This is a genomic window from Tardiphaga robiniae (assembly GCF_001618955.1).
Taxonomy (GTDB): domain Bacteria; phylum Pseudomonadota; class Alphaproteobacteria; order Rhizobiales; family Xanthobacteraceae; genus Tardiphaga; species Tardiphaga robiniae_A.
The window spans coordinates 113,727-130,862 of the sequence record NZ_LVYV01000008.1 but is presented as its reverse complement, the minus strand read 5'-3'; the positions used below and the strand labels follow the sequence as shown (position 1 = coordinate 130,862).

The following is a 17,136-nucleotide window of genomic DNA, read 5'->3' as shown; positions in this document are numbered from 1 at the left end:
CCTGCACGGCCCGCATATCCTGCATGGCGCGCGCTGCACGCGCCAGCGAACCCTGTGTCTGCCGCGCCGCCGCAGCCGCCTGCTGCGCTGCATAGGTTGCGGCATCCGACGCGATGTTCGGTGCGGAGAGCGCAGGGCTGGACCCATTCAGAGCGCGGGCCAATGCTCCGTTGTTAGCCACCAACAGACTGATGGCACTGACCGTGACCAGCAACACGCCGTTTCGCAAGGACGCGCGGCGCGAGGAAGTGTGGCTAGCCATAGACATGTGGTCGGACATCGGACGATCTTTCGGTAAGTTCAATAGTATCGCTATGTTGAAGCGCGATGACCGTTGACCTGCCGACTGACGACATTGTTCGGGGCCACACGCGTTCTCGTCCTGAAGACGCATGCGGGACGGTCCGAACCGCCAATAAAAATAATGAAACATTTGTGACGCCCGAAGCGCGTCCAAAGCCGGTACTAGCTCAGAAGCACGACACCGCCCGGAAGCGTTCGGACCTTCAGACCGAACAAGTGCGCGAGCTTTGGAACCACTTCATCGATGCGATCAAGCCGAAACGTCGCGTCGAGCGGCAAGTGACCAATGCTCGCGCTCGTCAGCACGATCCGACCGCGCCGATAGCGATTGATCTCGGATATCACTTGCGCCAGCGGCTGATTATCGAACACCAGCAAGCCTTTTCGCCATGCATCGACCGCGCGTCCATCGGTCGCCACGATGGCACCGAAACCTTGCGCGCTGTAGCTAACATGCTGGCCGGCCTTCAACGTTGCCGTCTCTTGGCCGCACTCGATCTTCACGCCCCCATCCAGACAGGTCACCGCAACGTCCTGTCCGTCCCGACGCAGGTCGAACATCGCTTGTGTCGCACTGACCCGCCCGGTCCCGGCCACGATGACAAAGGGCTGGCCCAACGCTGCGCCGGTTTTGCCGGTGGTCACGGCGATCTCGCCGCCGACCAAATTGAGAACCTGAGGGTTCACGCCAGCATCCAATGCCCTGAGGCTGGTCCGCGTATTCATCTCGACCGACACGTTGTTGGAAAAATCGATCTGGCGACGCTCCCCGATTTCGGTCCGGTAGTCGGCGTTGAGTTCCGACAGCGATGGCCAGAGCTCCAGCGGCGGACGGACCGCAAGATAGGCCGCGCCGCCGACCGACGCAGCCAGAGCGCCGCCAATCCAGGCGCGACGCGTCAACACAGCACGCGCGGGTTTTCGGACGGCCGGTGCCTGGGCCGTCGCGACATTGATAGCCGCCTGCCGGAGCATGCTCCATTGCGCATTTGCCAGCGCAAACGCCCGGTGGTGCGCCAGGCTCTCGGCGCGCCAGCGCCCGAGGGCCTCGACATCATCCCGGCCTGCTTCTCCCGAACGCAAGCGAATGACCCAGCGCCGCGCTGCGATCATCGGGTCTTCGGTTGCGTGGGGCACGTCAGAATCAGTCGTCATCTTCACTATCCGTGGCGCGTTTCATCGCCCTGTCCATTGACAAGACGTTCCCCGAAGCACCAACCCGCCCTTTTGCCGGAAAATTTTTGACCCGCCTGCTGCAATGATCGAAGGCGCGGCTCATCTCCCGTTCGACTGAGCGAAGCGAAATACCAAAGCGATTTGCGATCTCCCGATAGGGTATTTCTTCAATCAAAGCTGCCGAAAAGATCGCCCGACGGCGCTCCGGCAATTCGCGCAGGACGCGCTCCAGTTCGGCCATTTCCGACTGCATCAGGACGATATGTTCAGGATCGAGCTGGTCGTCATCGGATCGCAGCAGCGCCTCAAGGCTGGCTTTGTCAGACCAGCGAACATCTGCGCGATGCCGGTCCACCGCCACATTGAGCGCAATCCGATAGAGATATGATTCCGGCCGTCGAACAGAAGCAACCTCCTGAAGCTGTCCAAGTCGGATCCAGGTCTCATGCAACGCTTCGGCCGCGACATCGGACGAGCCGACGCGCCGCGTCAACCGGCGCTTCAGTTCGTCGTAGCGCGAAACCAGCAACTGACGGAGCAATATAAGACCCGGATCAACCATGATGGACGCTGCCGATTACCTGTTCGCAGCGCGACGCGGAGCGAGCATGTTCGCCGAGCAGCCCGTGATTGTGCCAGTGTCGCTGGGAGCCACGATCAGGGCAATGGGTTGCGCGAAATGCGATGGCGGTGACTTTCCGACGCTTATCTTCGGGATCATCGCATCGAGGGCATCATCGAGTGTCCGGTCTCCCGTCGTGTCGAGCCGTTTTGCCCACGTCACCTCACCTGATGGCCCGACCCAGAGCTTGAGCGCAAGGCGATAGCGACCGGGTAGCGTGCGGGCATCGGCGCAAAGCGCATTCTCGACGGCGCGCTGGACATCCGCAAAGTAGCGCTGGTTTTCAAGCGTAGGCGCAGCTGCCGGCGACATCGCGGCGAGAGTCACGGTGCCAGGCCCGAACTCCCGAGCGACAAGATTTGATCCGGCAAGCAGGACCGACAAGGCCTCGCGTGACGGCAACGAGCCTTTGACCTCGGGCGCACGATGCCCCGCCGCCAGCCGCGCATCGACCATCACTTCGATCCCAGTCGCCGCGCTGAAGGCATAGAGCGCCTTTGCAAGCGGCTGGGAGGGAATATCGAAACTGAGGGGCTCTTGCGCAGCTGCTGTGCCAATCACCGAGAACAAGACGAAACCCAGCACCAGCGCACGGCCTGGCCGAACACTCCGGGGCGCAGCAACTAGCGCATCCGGTGACAACACTCATCCTCGCTTTCGCGCCCATCAATTGGGACGAGGAAGCCATAGGCAGCAAATGTTACACTTTCATGTCGCGATGAAGGACGCGGAAGCAGCATCCCCGCACCGAACTATGAAACCGCATCCGCCGCCAGCGAATGAACGTTCGCTTTGTGCAGCGGTCTCAATCATTGTGCGCGCCGCATCGATGGTGCCAAGCGGCGCGATCAGATCAATATAGCCCGCCGCAACTTGTGGGATCGGATTGACCAATCCTTTCCACGTCGAACGACGAAAACGATTGTCGGGGGATGGTACTGAGCCCGCACCATCCCCCGCGTCACCGCTTGCAGTAGTTCTAAGCTGCCTGTTGATGCCATGCTGCTGCGATCGCTACCTGAAGGGCCGGATCGGTAGGGGCTTGAGAGCCGCTCGTATGCGTGTCAAATCCCGCATGCGAGGTCGAGTAAGTGGCCATCGCCTGCACCAGCTGCGAGATCTGGCCATCGATCGTCCAGCCGCCCGCCGTGGCAATCTGGCCGAGCGCGTTGGTCGGACTGGCGAACCAGCCGGCCACCGTGACATCGTCATCCGATCCCATGATTTCGATCAGAAGATCCTGTCCGGATTGCTTGAACCAGAGATGTTCCGGCGCAAGATCCTCGGACAGCCGAAGCGTCCCGCTCGGATCGACGTTAGAAGGCAGCGATGTGGCAAGCAGGCGTTTCCAGTCTTTCGATACGATGCGCGCCTTCAGCCCCAAGGCTCTGGCACAGCGCACCATTTCCTGCGCATCAACCGCAGCGCCCCCGAGCTGATGGCTGATCTGCTCGGGCTCCGCCGCCACGCCATTGAAGCGGAGCAACAGGATCAAACAGGCAAGGCTGGAAGCAGCGTTATCGTTAGCGCTCTCAGACATTTGCGTCCGGCCCGTGGGGAAAGAGCTTCAGTACACCTATGGGTTGAAACTACCGGGACGTCGCCGGCGTTCAATCATTTTATTTCTAATTATTTTTGCGGGTTAACGCTCGCGGAAGGGCTACTGTTTTCCGATGTCATGTCCGACCCCGAGCTCTCACCGCGCTTCCCTCTACGCACACCGGAGAACGACATCGTCTCTTCCGCGCAGCTTGCGTCACCGCCCTATCTGTACGCGCCGTTCCTCCGCCATACGTTGTGCTTCCTCTTCCGTCGCAGCCCCGCCTCCGACGATTTGATAGCGGCTGCGCGGATCTTGGGTCGTATTTTGCGTCTGATTGCGCCGGCGCTCTTCCTCGGGATCCGGCCGCGGTGGCGACTGCTGATCGCCGCCGCCATAACCGAGAACCTCGACGATGATGACTGACGGTTGGCTGTTGCCGCTGCCCTGTCCCGGCACGGCCGTCTGTTGCGTGGCGGTGTTCGCGTTTGACGCCGCGGACAGCCCCGTCACATTGGGCGCCTGCACGATCGGGATACCGGCAGTGGTTCCGCCGACCTTGAAGTTGTCGGCATTCACGACGACCAGCGCCGCGACCGACAGATTGCCCGAGACGCGTACACCGGCATCGCCGGCATCCACCTTGCCGCGCGGTGCTATCAGATAGACATCGGCATCCGGCGCATCGGGAGTCGATTTCAGCGCGGCAATGCCGGCGCCGGTCACCCCGCCCAGCACGTCGACCGTGATGACGGCGTTCTGATCGATATGCGCGACGATCGGCGGGAAGTTGGCACTGGTCTTCGGCCCCTGCCCGGCGTTCAGATCACCGTTGGACGACCACATCTTGATATCACCGCCCTGTTCGGTGAACAGCCGGCTCTGATTGAGCAGGAAGTCGCCGTCGGTGAAGGTGTAGATATTGCCTCCGCGCAGCGCCAACACGCCTTCATAACCCGCCGGAATGCTGCGGCTTGTGGTCGGAAACCCGGCGGCAAAGGGCGCCCCACCCGAGAACAACCGGCCGCCGTCGAACGCCCGGCGCTCGGCCTGTTGGCTGGTGGCAACCACCGAGCCGGCGATCACCCGGCCGCCCGGTCCGACGATGCTGACATCACCACCATACATCGTTTCGATCGCGGCGAGACGCAGGTCGAGATCGCCGGTAGAGACCAACGCGTTGTCGCTGGCGCCACCCTCGAGACCGTTGGCCGTGTAGCCGAGCGAGGCTGGGAACAGCGTGTTCACCGCAGCATAGCCACGCGAGTACTTCAGGTAAGACGGCCCCTTGGGGTCAGCAGTGGCGGCCAGTTCGTTGAAGTAGACTTCCTTGATCAGGAAATTGCGCTGCCGCAATTCCGGCAGGGTGACGAACACGGCGTAAGCGTCATCGGCGCTTACCTTGGTGGTATTGTACTTGGTGAGAAGTTCAGCACCTGCGTTCTCCCGCATCCAGTCCACAAGCTTGGCGCCGTAGTCGCCAAGCGCATTGGCGGCGCTACCGGGCACCACATAGGCCTCACGTAACCCGTCGTAATCGGCTCCCTTGCCGACGCCGAACAACACGTTGACGTTGGCCCCGACGGACGGAAGATATGGATTGCGCTGGTTGCCGACCGACAGGATGCCGCCACCATAAGTCTCCAGCGTGGCTTTGTATGTGTCGCCGGAGAAGGAACTGGGCCAAACGAGATTGACGCTGACCGAGGAGTTCAGGAACGGACCCATATTGCGGCCGGCCTCAACGAACAAATCGCCCGGACCGCCGAGGATGAAAGTATTGCCTTGCAGGGCGGGCCGCGCGGCGCCGTAAACGCGCGTCAGGTTCGGATATTCCCAACTGTAACTGAGGAGCGGCTGGACCAGCTTGGTCGTCGCGGTGATGTCCCGCCCCGCGACGATCCGGGTGATGTCTGTGTCCGCAAGATTCTGGCCGAAGAACATCATGTTGGTGATGTCCCGGCCAGCGCTGATCCGTGCCTGCTTCGGCACCGAGATTGTCAGCCCTTGATCCGCAGTTCCAATGTCGTTGCCGGCGTAAAGATAGATCGGCTCGCGATCCTCGCCATGGGTCGCGATCCGATTGTGTTGCTGGGACAGCACGTAATCTGACGTGCTTGAATACACCGCCGGGAACTCGAACCGGATGCCGCCGGTGATGAGAGGCGAGGAATTGAAATAGGTGGAGAACAGTCCCGGCAATTGTCCGGGATCGCTGTCGAGCATGGCAATTGTGGTGGGGGCGATATCGTGCCCGGCGAACAGTTGCAATTGCCCATGCGCACTCGGCACCATCAGGATATTGCTTTCTGTGACGAAGTCGTTGCCGGATTTGACCGTGCCGGCAATTACATTGACGTCGCCTGCAATCGACGCGGCCGAAAACGAGGCCGGATAAACCGCGGTGTAGATGTTATCGCCCGGAGTCGTCATGAAATCGATGTAACCCTCGGTCCCGCTTAGTCCGACACTTGCCTTGTTGGCCACCGTGATGCTGCCGTTGGCGAGCAGGCTCAGGCCGCTATGGGCCGAATAGAAGCCGTAGAGATTATCCACCGCGGTAAAGGACCCAGCGCCCAACATAGAGGGGCCCGAAGCCACGCCGAGCGCCATCACGCCTTGCAGCGCGATCGAGCCGCCGGCGGAGAGGTCCGCGGTGGCGTCGGAGATCCGGACACGTAACTGATCGGCGAGAGTGGTGTAGACGTAACGTATTTGTCCCGGACCCGTGTCACCCGGGAGATTATAGCCCTCGGTGTGAACGCCGGTGACGATCGCGGCGGCATTGCCTATGTTGCGGCCAGCGCTGAGCAGCGCGGTGCCGGAGCCAACGTCGAGACGACCGCCGAGAATATCGCGCGCGGCGTTGATCGTGACATTGCCGCCGCCGAATGTCAGCAGCGCGCGTGTTGCCAAGCTGGGGGACGGCGTAACCGTCGCCGTCACAAGAGACGTATCGGCAACCATCGAAATAGTGGAGACGTCGCGCCCCGCGGAGACGAGAATATTTCCGCCGCCCAGTGCGCCCAGACCCTCGCGGAACAATTGCGGGTTGATCGCCGCGCTGGTCGTGGTGCCGATCGTGCCTATCCGCCAGGGCTGATCCCTGGTGCCGACCCAGGTCGGACTGCCATACCGGCGAAGCGCTTCCGCAAGGCTTAGGTCGCGGCGGCCCAGGATATCGCGGCCTGCGGTAACGTTCACATCGCCGCCGCCGTCCAGGTAAACCGGATCGGCCATCACGACACCTGGCGTTCCGATGCCGGTTTCGGATGGGCCGCGCACGCCATAATCATAGTCCCGTGGCGCCGAGAACACGCTGGCAGTTGGCAAGTAACTTGCCGGATTGATCGTGACGCCGGAGACGAGCTTCGTTGTGGTGTCGGCAATATGGCCGGCCGTATAGACCGCAGCACCGCCCAGTTGCTGGCTGGGATTGGTTGTTCCCGAAGCGTCCAGTGGGGGAACGGATGTAACAGCGCCGGAGGCGTTCAGATAGACCGGCGTTGCCGGTCCCCGCAGATCGACGTCGCCTGCCGCCGCCATGCTGATGTTGCCGGTGCCGGTGCGGATCATGGTCTGCCGGATGAGGGGGATCGTGGTGGTGCCGCCACCGCCACCGCCGAACCCACCCGGATTTTGCTGCAGGAACTGCGAGAACAGGGAAAGGGAGATTGAGACTTCGGGATAGCCGTACGCCTGATCAGGTGCCAACCAGATCGTCACATGCGCGCTCGGATCGGCCGCGAGGGTATCGTTGATGAAAGCCTGAAAGTTGGACGGAATGACGGACGCGAAGGGCAGCGAGATCACTGAGTCTCCTGTCAGGCCGGGAAACAGGTTCTGCAGGTAGGTGTCGAAATCCATCGACCCGACCCGGAAGGGATTATCGACCGGGCCGTAGAAGCCGTCATACACTTCGATCAAGAAAGCGCCGGGAGCAGAGGCATTGGTGACTGTCATCGTGGTGGGCTTTGCCCCATCGACAATCAAGGCTCCAATTCCTGTGCTCACCACGCGCGTGGGGTCGGCGCTGCCGATCACCGCGCCTGCCGTCAGACGATAGCTGGACGAGGCTGCGATCTGCCCTCCCGGCAATTGCGGAAAGACCACGGCGCTAGCCAGCGCATCGCCCACGCCGCCCGCTCCCGAACTCAATGCCGCGGCGGAATTGCCTAGCGCGTTGAACGGAATGTTAGGAGCCTGAGGACGAGCTCCTCCGCCGCCAGAAGAAAGCTCGTCGATGCCCTTGCCTGTCTTGCTGAAGCTATCGAAGAACAAATTGTAGAAGTTAGTCCAGGGAGACCCGTCCGTCGTGTAGGTTAGCCAGTCCACAAAGTTTCCCGAATAATCTCCGCCAAGAAGTTGGAGCGTGGTGTCGTTGGACGTGGCGTTCGCGAAGGCCTGAAACGTCGGGTCGTACTGATCGCGGAACTGGAAGAAGCCGTCGGTGACGCTGCCCTTGAGGTGCAGGTTGCCGCCGGCCCGCAACGACAGGATCGGAGCCGCGCCCGTCGCCCGACCGCCAACGCGGTAGGTCATGGTCGTGTAGTCGGCGAGCAACTGTGCTTCCTTGCCGAATATGACATAGGGGCCCGTGACGGGATCCACCGCCATCACTTGGTCCGCAATGGCTCTGGTGACGTCGACCACGCCCGCGCCCAGGTTCCAGTTCGAGTTGAGATCGATATTGCCGCTGTGGGTCAGATCAACGCCCGGCCGCGCCTGGAAATTCGATTGCGACGCAAGGCCGCCGAGCTTGGCATCGAGACCGGACAGGGAGAAGCCCTGCACGAATTCGACCACAGTGCCTGTGCCATTGTCGCCGAGGAAGTTGAGCCCAGCCACCAGCACGGGTGTGCCGTCCGGATTGGCAGTGTCGAGGCCTGCCGCAACATCGAGCGCGATCGTGTTGGCCTTATAGAACGTTTGGTCCGGGAGCATCGTGTCGGTGGCGTAGTAGGTGACTCCACTGTAGAGCCCACTATTGGCGACAGCCTTAAGATCCCAGCGCTTGAAGCCTTCCAGATCGATGGCGCGCGCGCCGACGACACTCGCGACTGAGTCCACCACGACATTCACGGTTTTGCCGCCGCTGCCATTGTCGACCACCGGTGCACGCAGATTGACTGTGCCGCCCTGATCACCCTCGGCATATTGATAATAGATCACGCCATTGCGCAGCAATCGCACCAGCCGGTCGCCGGGGCGACGTGCCGACACGTCGATACTGGCACCAGATGCGACATGGATCGCGCCACTCATACCCGTAATGCTGCCATCCGCTTGGGTAACTGCCGTTCCCGGAATGAAGTCGGTGCCAAGCGTGACATTGCCACCCCTGGCCTGGCGGGTATCGTCGGCCGCATAGCCGCTGGCGCTTGCATCGAGCTTCGCGCTGGCCAGAAGATTGACGCCATGCGCGCCGTAAAGGAAGACGTCTCCACCGTTGACGCCCGACGTATCGATCAGGCCGCCAATGGTGACAAAGCCACCATCCGCGGTGAGATTGACTACGCTGGATCGCAGGGTCTGTCCGGCAGCCAGAACGATATCACCCGACCGGGTCCGCAGCTGGAAGCCGCCGGTAAATCCCAGCGCGCCGACGCGGTTGTTCAGCCCCACCAGATCGATGGCGCTCTTCGTATCGAGCGCAAAGCTGCCGCCGCTGAAGCCTGCGCCACCAGAACCATTCAGGACGGCATTCGCCAGATCCACCGTTCCGTTCGGCGTCGATAAAGTGAGCTTGCCGCCATTGCCCTTGCCGCCGCCAACTGAGAGCGTGGCATTGCCGAGATTGATGCCGGCCGCGCCTTCCGCCGACAGCGTCAGCGTGCCGCCCGGCGAGGAGCGTATCACCGCATCGGCGCTATCGCCGAAGACCTTCTCATAGCCGGGTGTTTCCAGCAGAGCCGCATCGGAAAGTACGATGCCGGCACTCGAACGCAGAGTCATTGCGCCTGCGGTGGCCCGGAGATGTGTTCCGGAGACGACGATGCCATTACCTTCGATGCTCAACGCGGAGCCAGGAATGCCCGATACCTTGCTCGCGTCGATGGATGCCAAACCGGCATTGGTGACAAGAACCGCGCCCGTGCTGCGGAACGTCAGATCGGAGCCCGATTCCGTGGCGGTTGCCGCCACGGCGCGATCGCCGAGATAGGGTGTGGTGATGGTCAAGTTTGCACCACCGACGTCGAACACGCCGCCGGTGCCGCCGCTGAACACGCCATTCGTCGCCGTCAGCCTGACTCCTGCCCCAAAGCCCGTCGTGGCAAGCGCGCCCGAACCAAAACGGACTTCGTCTGCGGATACGTCAAGCACGCCAGAGCCACCTGCCGCCGTGCCGGCGGTGCCGGTGCTGTTGCCGAGCCCCAGCCGGCCGGCGACAATGGCCACGTTGCCGCCTTCGAGCGAAAGCAGATTCTGGGCGTCGAAATTAACGGACGTAAAGCGATAGATGCCATCATCGAAGCCGATCGTGCTCTGGGCGTGCAGCGTGAGCTGATCGCCCTGGGACAGCAGCGCCTGCAGTTGTGGCGTCAGCACGACGGTACCCACCGCGCCGGCTCCCGAAGTAAACGCGATCTTCGGCGCGCCGAGCGAGATCGATTTCGCCTGCAGCACGGCATTGCCGGCAACACTGACGGTGCCCGACGTGTCGAGGCCGACCGCGTCAGCTTTGGCGATGATGTTGCCGACGATCAACGAGGCGGACGGTACCGCCGGCGTCTGCGAATCCTTCAAACGTGTCACCAGACGTTCCGGCCCATTGGCCACGCGGAACAGCGCGCCTTCGGCAGTGACGAGAGGATTGGTGTAATATGTCCGGCCATTGACTACGGTCGTGGTGACGCGTCCGTCGATGATATAGTTGCCGCTGCGCTGGTCGGTCAGCACCCCCGTGGCGATCAAAGCCGCGCCGTCCGCAAGCGTGATGCGCGAGGCGACCGGATTGGTGATCTGGTCATCGACGACCAGAACGATTTCCGCCGCCGACAGCGGGTGTGCCGCGTCGTTCGCAACCAGGATGGTTTGCGCGGTGATATTGAAGCTGGTGGTGCCGTCGCTGTTATCGGTGCGAATGCCACCGATCAAAAGACTTCCCGCATTCAATCGTGTGAGGCTGTCCGCGGTGACATGGATCGCACCATCGGCGGGCGCGTCTGCCAAGTGAGACACGATGTCGAAGTTTCGACCGCCGATATCGACTTGGGAGCCGCGACCACCCGGCGCCGCAGTAGCGGATACTGCAACATCGATCGACAGCGCGTTCAGTGGATTGAGAACGAGGCGTCCGGCATCGATACCGAGACGCGGCGTCAGTGTGCCATTGCTCGCGGCCAGATTCCTGGCAATCGTATCGCCGGACGTCAACGCAATCCGCGAATTCTGCAGGATCACCGCCTGTGACTGAACGTTAAATCCTTTGATGTCGGACTGCGCTGTGTCCGCAAGTGCGTCGCCATAGAAGCCAGAGACGTAGAGCGACCCGTCGGGAGTCTGCGCGCCAGTGCCACGATAGACACCGCTCGCGGTCTGCTCGACCACCCGCATGCCACCCGGCAACATGGCGTATTTAGCCGGCAACAACGTGTACCAACCGGCAGTCAGTCCGGGTGCGGCGTCGAGATAGACCCCTCGACCGATGCCCGATGCGGAATACAGATTGGCATAATCAGCGGAATAGAGCGGGTCATAGACCGCGGTGGGCGCCGAGAGCCCCGGAACGATCGCATAGACCTGCCGGCCATCGGCATATTGATAACCCTTATTGCCGCTATATTGATCGCTGTTGAAGCGATCGAGCACGTCACGCGAGCCGCCGGTACCCGGGATGAATTCGTAGGCGTAGACGTCGCCGCCGCCGGTCAGATCGACCGTCGCCCCGGCATTGATGGCGACGTTGGCGCCGCTGATCTGCATCACCTTGAGCGGCGGACCGTTGAGCGCCTCAACGCTGGTCGGCGCGAAGTACCATTCCTTCTGGTCGGTCGTGATTCCATATGGGATCACCAGACCATTGGCGGACACACCCGTGATGCTGCCGTCAAGCAGCGTCACGCTTTGCGTGGCTGGCGCAAAATTGCTGGTGACGCTACTGACCGTCTTCGCATAGGGGGTGTTGCTGCCGAGCGTCAGCGTGCCGAATGGCACACGGACAACACCGCCCTGGCGGATATTGGCCGCATAGACATTCAGATTGCCGCCCGCGGAATATGGCGCCGCCGGCGTGGTCGACCCGCTACGTCCAAAAGTAACGGTGCCGTTCGCGGCCGTCGAGCTGATCGTGAAAGTGCTGCCAGTGGTTGGATAGACCTGTCCAGCGATCAGTGACAGATCGCCATTTACCGCCAGCGCACCGGCGAGCGTGTACTCCGTCGGCACGAAGGTCGGCAGATAGGTCCGCTGCCATTGCTGCACGCCGGTGAGACGGATATCGCCCGATGACCGAAGCGTCGCGCTGGCGACCGACCTGTCGAAGATGACGGCGCCGGAAATGTCGATTTGACCGGCATTGAAGACGACAGTGCCGGCACCGGCGGTGCCGATATTCGGATTCGAAATCGTGTCGAAGCTGCTCAGGATTCCGATATAGGGTGCGTCAATCTCGAGGCGGCCACCGCTGCGGATCACCGGCAGCAAGGGATCGGCCGAAGTGCTGGTGACGGCAACCAGACTGTTATAGGGACGGCCTTGCAGGAAAAAACCCCGTCCGAGTTCGACAGTGGCATCTCCCAGCGAGCTGACGCTGCCGATTGCGGCCAACGTATCGAAGCCCGCCTCCCTGATCATATCGGCAGACACCACGTTTCGCACGGGCAGCGCAGGATCGTGCTGTGTCAGAATCGGATCGAGAATCACGAGCGTGCCGCCATTGGCCTGCGGCGCACCGCCTGCTGCGCGGATCGTGGCGCCGGACAGGGTCGCACCGTTCGCCGCGATCAGCATGCCCGCGTCACTCCAGACTGGTGTGCTGACATATTCGCCCCGATTATCCAGCCGAGCATTTCCGGCCAACTGGTCGAAGGCCGCTGACGCGCCGGACAGATCGAGCACCGAGCCCGGCCGCGCCACGATGGTTTGCGGCATGCGCCAACCCACTGCCTTGATCTGCGCGAAGACCGAGTTCTGCTGCGCAGCGAATAACGAGGTCCCGTCCTGCGATGCAGCAAGCAACGCCAGCGTGCCGCCGGCGATGATCCGACCTGTTGTCAGCGCCGAACGATCAGGACGCATGGCGCGCGGATTGAGAATTGCGGCGCCAGACAGATCCGTCACGCTTCCGGGCGCCAGCACGACACCCTGATCGGCATCAAGCAAACCGAGCAAATAGATCGCCTGCTTGTAGTTATGGAATTGGTCGCCGGCCACCTCAGCATTGGTCAGGATGCGGCCGTCCGGGGCTTTAATGCCTTTGGCATTGAGCGCATTCGGATCAATCAATCCATTGGCGCCCACGCTGAAAATATCCGACAGCGCGTGGACGGCTCCTTCGTTCCCCTGAGTTCCATTGAAACCGCCGGCATACAGGCTCGGCAACACCAATTGCTGCGTAATCGTACCGCCGGGTAAGCGAATGGTTCCTTCGTTGAACAGCTTCGGAATCGCCAGCGTGCTGCCTGCCGCGCCGATGATGCGCCCGCCCTGAGCGACGTGAAGTTCAAGCAACCCGCCGAGATTCAGATTGACGGCTTTGCTGTCCCAGGCGTCGTCAGGCACAATCGGGGACAGGACCGACAGCAGATCGCCACCGGTCGTCAGATTGCGCAACGCGCCGATCTGAGCGGGATTGAGAAGGCTAGGCAGTACGGATTGTGCAAGCAGCAGCGTTTGACCAGCCCCGACCGTCAGGGTTTGCGTCGCCAGGATCGCGTTGTAGCCGCCTTTGCCATTGTCGAAGGTACTCGGGCTGAGATCGGTTTTATAGGACGTTATATTGTAGGTCGCGAAACCGGCGGTCGAAAAGAAATCGAGCGGCAGCACCGTTCCGGTGGTTGGTGTGCCCTCGCCAAATGCGATCTGCGGCGTGACCAGCGTGAACGTCCCACCGCCGCCGAAGCCATGCGCCTCGATGGCATCGGGATCGAACACGATCCGCGCATTGATCTGACTGGGGTTGTTGACGATGCCCGGATTGGAATATTCGTTGCCGGTGGTGGCAACACGGAGCCGGCCGTAGTCATAGTTGGCATCGGTGGAGATCTGAAAATAGCCGGCGTCGCTGCGCAGCGAGAGATTGCCACCTTTCGCCGTAGTCGTCAGCTTGCCCCTCTGGTCGATGCGTCCACCGCCGGCCAGATTGAGCCTCGCGCCGGCGTTGATCAGAATGCTGCCTGAAATATCAGTCGTGGTCAGCGATGTTCCGGGTCCGTTGTAATCGACTAGGCCATAATCGCGCAGAAAAGCGGCGCGAGGGCCATCAAGCTGTAGATCGCGCGACGCAACATACATCGATATCGAACCACCGCTCAGCCATGCGCTCCCCATCGGATCGAGCGACGATGTATTGAAATCGTTGGCCCATCGGCCAGCCACCGAGATCGAGCCGGCGACGACAATGTCAAAGCTGCCCAGCACGACTGGCGCCGGCTCGAAAATGGATCCGATACCGTAATAGGTCTCCAGCATAACCCTGCCGCCTGGCGCTGAGATGCTGCCCGCGATGCCGATCTTGCGTCCCGCAAAAGCGTCGAACACTCCGCCGGGATTGAGCGCAACTTTGGCATCGGCATCGACGGTGATCGACCCGCCACTGTAAAGCGCAACTTCGCTCAAACCGGCATTGGAGATCGCCCGATCCGAAATGGTGATTGTGTTGAGGCGCGCGGCTGGCAAGATCGAGCTGGGATCGCGCGGCGAATAAACGTAACGGCCATCGGGCCCAATTACGACCTTCTGACCATAGTCGAAGTCCTCGGGCAGCGGCGCCGGATCGTGGCTGATGCGAATATTACCGCCACCGGAATCCGCCTGAACGAACAGCATACCTCCCGCCGGGAGTTCGCTGGTGGCGCCCTGAACCGCGCGCTTGTCGCCATAGATTGTGCTCTTGCCGGAGCCGGTCTTGGAGGCGACACGTTGCCGGTCACCGGCGAACGCGTCGCCATAAATCATGCCATCAAAAGATGCCGCAGCCATTTTCAGGGTCAGCGTGCCGGCATCGCGTCCTTCGATGTATTCAGATTCGAAACGTACTCCGGAATGGAACGTATCCGCATAGACCTCCTTGATACCCCATCGCGCGTGATTGACGGTGAAGCCGTTATAGATTCCCACATAGGAATCGTTCGGATCGGCGTTGCCGATACTGACGCGACGTCCCGAGGATGACACAAGCATCGTGGAGCGGATCTTGCCTGCCTCATAGGTCACCCAGCCGCCGGCCATGTTAATGACGGCACCCGATTTGACGATGATGCTGGCCGCCGCACTGCCCGGTATGGCGACAGCCGAACTGGTACTCGTCCCATTGTACGCAGTAGCGCCGAGCGTCACATTGCCGCCCTTCGTCATCAGTTCGGCGGCGCTTACGCCGACCAGCGCATAGTAGCTGGCGGCATCGATCAGCGGCGAGCCGATCCATGCGACACCGTCGGCGCGAACACCGGACAGTCGCGGATCGAGATAGACCGTCGCGCCGTTGAGAAAACCTGCACGATAGAGTGAAGAGTCCCGCAACTCATTACCCTTGACGGGCGAGATGACTACCTCGTTGCGCGATGCGGGAATAAGGACATCTGTCAGACCGGCCACGTCGATGATCGCACCGCGATCAATGAAGATCGAAGGTGTGGCGACGGTTTGACTACCGTTTTGCCCTGGCGTTGTGGCACCGGATGGGGCACCGAACGTGACATTGCCGCCCGGCGCATAGACGAGTGCGCCGGATTGCATTTCGATATTGGACGTCGAACCTCCGATCCTGATATCGGATGGTTTGAAGTTAGCCAGCGATACCGCGTCCTGTGGAATGGTTTCGCCGCTCGAATCCGCACCGATGGAGATCAAGCTGCCCGACGACAATCGGATGTCGGCGGCACTGAGGACGATTGACCCGTTACGCGACACACTGGTTGTCGACCACAGGACGCCGTCATTAATGATCGCGCCGCCAGGAACAAGGATATTAACGACGTCATTTCCTGTATTGACGAGCTTGCTACCGTTCGACCCGGCACGCAACGTGATATTGCCCTGCGCCGCCTCGATCAGGCCCTCACTCTTGTTCCACACATAGCCTGGGTTAGCCGGGTCGGTCGATCCGGATCCCACTAACAAACCTCGTATATTTGGATTTGTGCTGTCGGCAGCCCCGCTAGCCCGCAACAGCTGGACCATCGTGCCAGACGCCAAGGCAACCTGCCCTTTGGGAGCGGACAGATAGCCGCTATTCACGACTTCCGGCGCTATCAGAAGAAGCAATCCATCATCACGTGACGTCGTGATCGAAGCGCCTTTTTGAACCTCGACAGGGCCCTGGCCAACTGCACCCTGAAGAGCAGAAAATGTGGAGGCCTCACGGCCAACCTGTACAGTCTCTGCATAACCGAGCAGACCATACTGCAAGAACATCTGGTTGCGCTGGCTGATGGTCGTTGGCACCGAATTTGAGCCGGAAATAACGCTCGCCGGACCGACATCGATGCTCGACGCCATTAGCGAGCCGACATTGATCTGGGATGAACCGCCGAAAATAATTCCATTGCGGTTGATGACCAGAACGGTGCCGTCCGACTTGATACTGCCGAGGATGCGGCTTGGCGCGAGGTCGTTGCCAACGACACGGTTGAGCGCCACCCAGTTGGCATTACCTTGCTGATCGAAGGTCAGTCGCGTGTCTCTGCCGACGTTGAAACTTTCCCACGAGAGAATAGCATTGCTTTGGGTCTGGCGGATGTTGACATCGACCCGGCCATCAGCCGCGACGCTTTGCGTGGGGAGCAACGCGCCGTCCCAGGTATTCAGGCCCGTCAGCTGATCCTGTGCCGATAACAATGGATTGGTAACAGGCTTCAAGCCACCCGGCCCCACTCCGTTCGGAACGGTGCTCGCTCCGGCACGCGCAGCCGCAGCCGCCGCACCTTGCAATTGCCGCATCGACTGCAATGCGCTGGCTGCACGGTTTAACGAGTCCCTGCTCCGCTGAGCGGCCGCAGCCGCCTGCACAGCCGCCGCCTGTGCGGCGACCGAAGCGTTTGCAGCGGCAGAATTGCCCGGTGCCGCAGCGCCGTTCAACGCCCGTGCGTCGACCTCCTGAGCAGTTGCAAGCACCAGGACGAGCGCACTGACACTCGCAAGCAGCGCCTCGCGAGACGATCCGCCGGGCTTGGAGCGACGCGCGGCAGGATGGCGACGTGGAGCAGCTTCCCGGATGGTCATGTTCAATTCCTGCAAGATATCAATGACGCGTGCATCGTGGACACGCTTCCTGCTCCCTTGATCCCTGGCGGTAGCCGGGACCGACAGACGGGTTAAAGAAAATTTACGAATG

The 17,136-nt window shown here is 61.4% G+C and carries 6 protein-coding genes; all 6 read right to left on the bottom strand.

Translation table 11 applies throughout. The features are described 5' to 3' along the window. A partial coding sequence (locus A4A58_RS30275) for a hypothetical protein (protein ID WP_139069841.1) occupies positions 1-217 on the bottom strand: 217 nt, incomplete at its 3' end. A gap of 248 nt (positions 218-465) precedes the next feature. Continuing rightward, positions 466-1,416, bottom strand: a complete 951-nt coding sequence (locus A4A58_RS11705) for a FecR family protein (protein WP_068732093.1) — start codon at positions 1,414-1,416, stop codon at positions 466-468. A gap of 31 nt (positions 1,417-1,447) precedes the next feature. Next, complete coding sequence (locus A4A58_RS11700; protein WP_068732091.1) at positions 1,448-2,041, bottom strand: RNA polymerase sigma factor; 594 nt, start codon at positions 2,039-2,041, stop codon at positions 1,448-1,450. Positions 2,042-2,056: 15 nt separating this feature from the next. Next, entirely contained in the window at positions 2,057-2,686 is a 630-nt protein-coding gene (locus A4A58_RS11695; RefSeq protein ID WP_068732089.1) for an STN domain-containing protein, read from the bottom strand. 394 nt (positions 2,687-3,080) lie between these two features. After that, positions 3,081-3,641: a calcium-binding protein gene (locus A4A58_RS11685; RefSeq protein ID WP_081421831.1), complete on the bottom strand. Its 561-nt coding sequence runs from the start codon at positions 3,639-3,641 to the stop codon at positions 3,081-3,083. Between the two features lie 216 nt (positions 3,642-3,857). Beyond that, a complete protein-coding gene (locus tag A4A58_RS11680) occupies positions 3,858-17,024 on the bottom strand; it encodes a filamentous haemagglutinin family protein (protein WP_068732083.1) in 13,167 nt (4,388 codons plus the stop codon). Positions 17,025-17,136: the final 112 nt, after the last annotated feature.

Bases quoted from the DNA above. Each gene is read 5' to 3' on its own strand.
- A4A58_RS11705 (WP_068732093.1), bottom strand. From the start codon at position 1,416: ATGATCGCAGCGCGGCGCTGGGTCATTCGCTTGCGTTCGGGAGAAGCA.
- A4A58_RS11700 (WP_068732091.1), bottom strand. From the start codon at position 2,041: ATGGTTGATCCGGGTCTTATATTGCTCCGTCAGTTGCTGGTTTCGCGC.
- A4A58_RS11685 (WP_081421831.1), bottom strand. From the start codon at position 3,641: ATGTCTGAGAGCGCTAACGATAACGCTGCTTCCAGCCTTGCCTGTTTG.
- A4A58_RS11680 (WP_068732083.1), bottom strand. From the start codon at position 17,024: ATGACCATCCGGGAAGCTGCTCCACGTCGCCATCCTGCCGCGCGTCGC.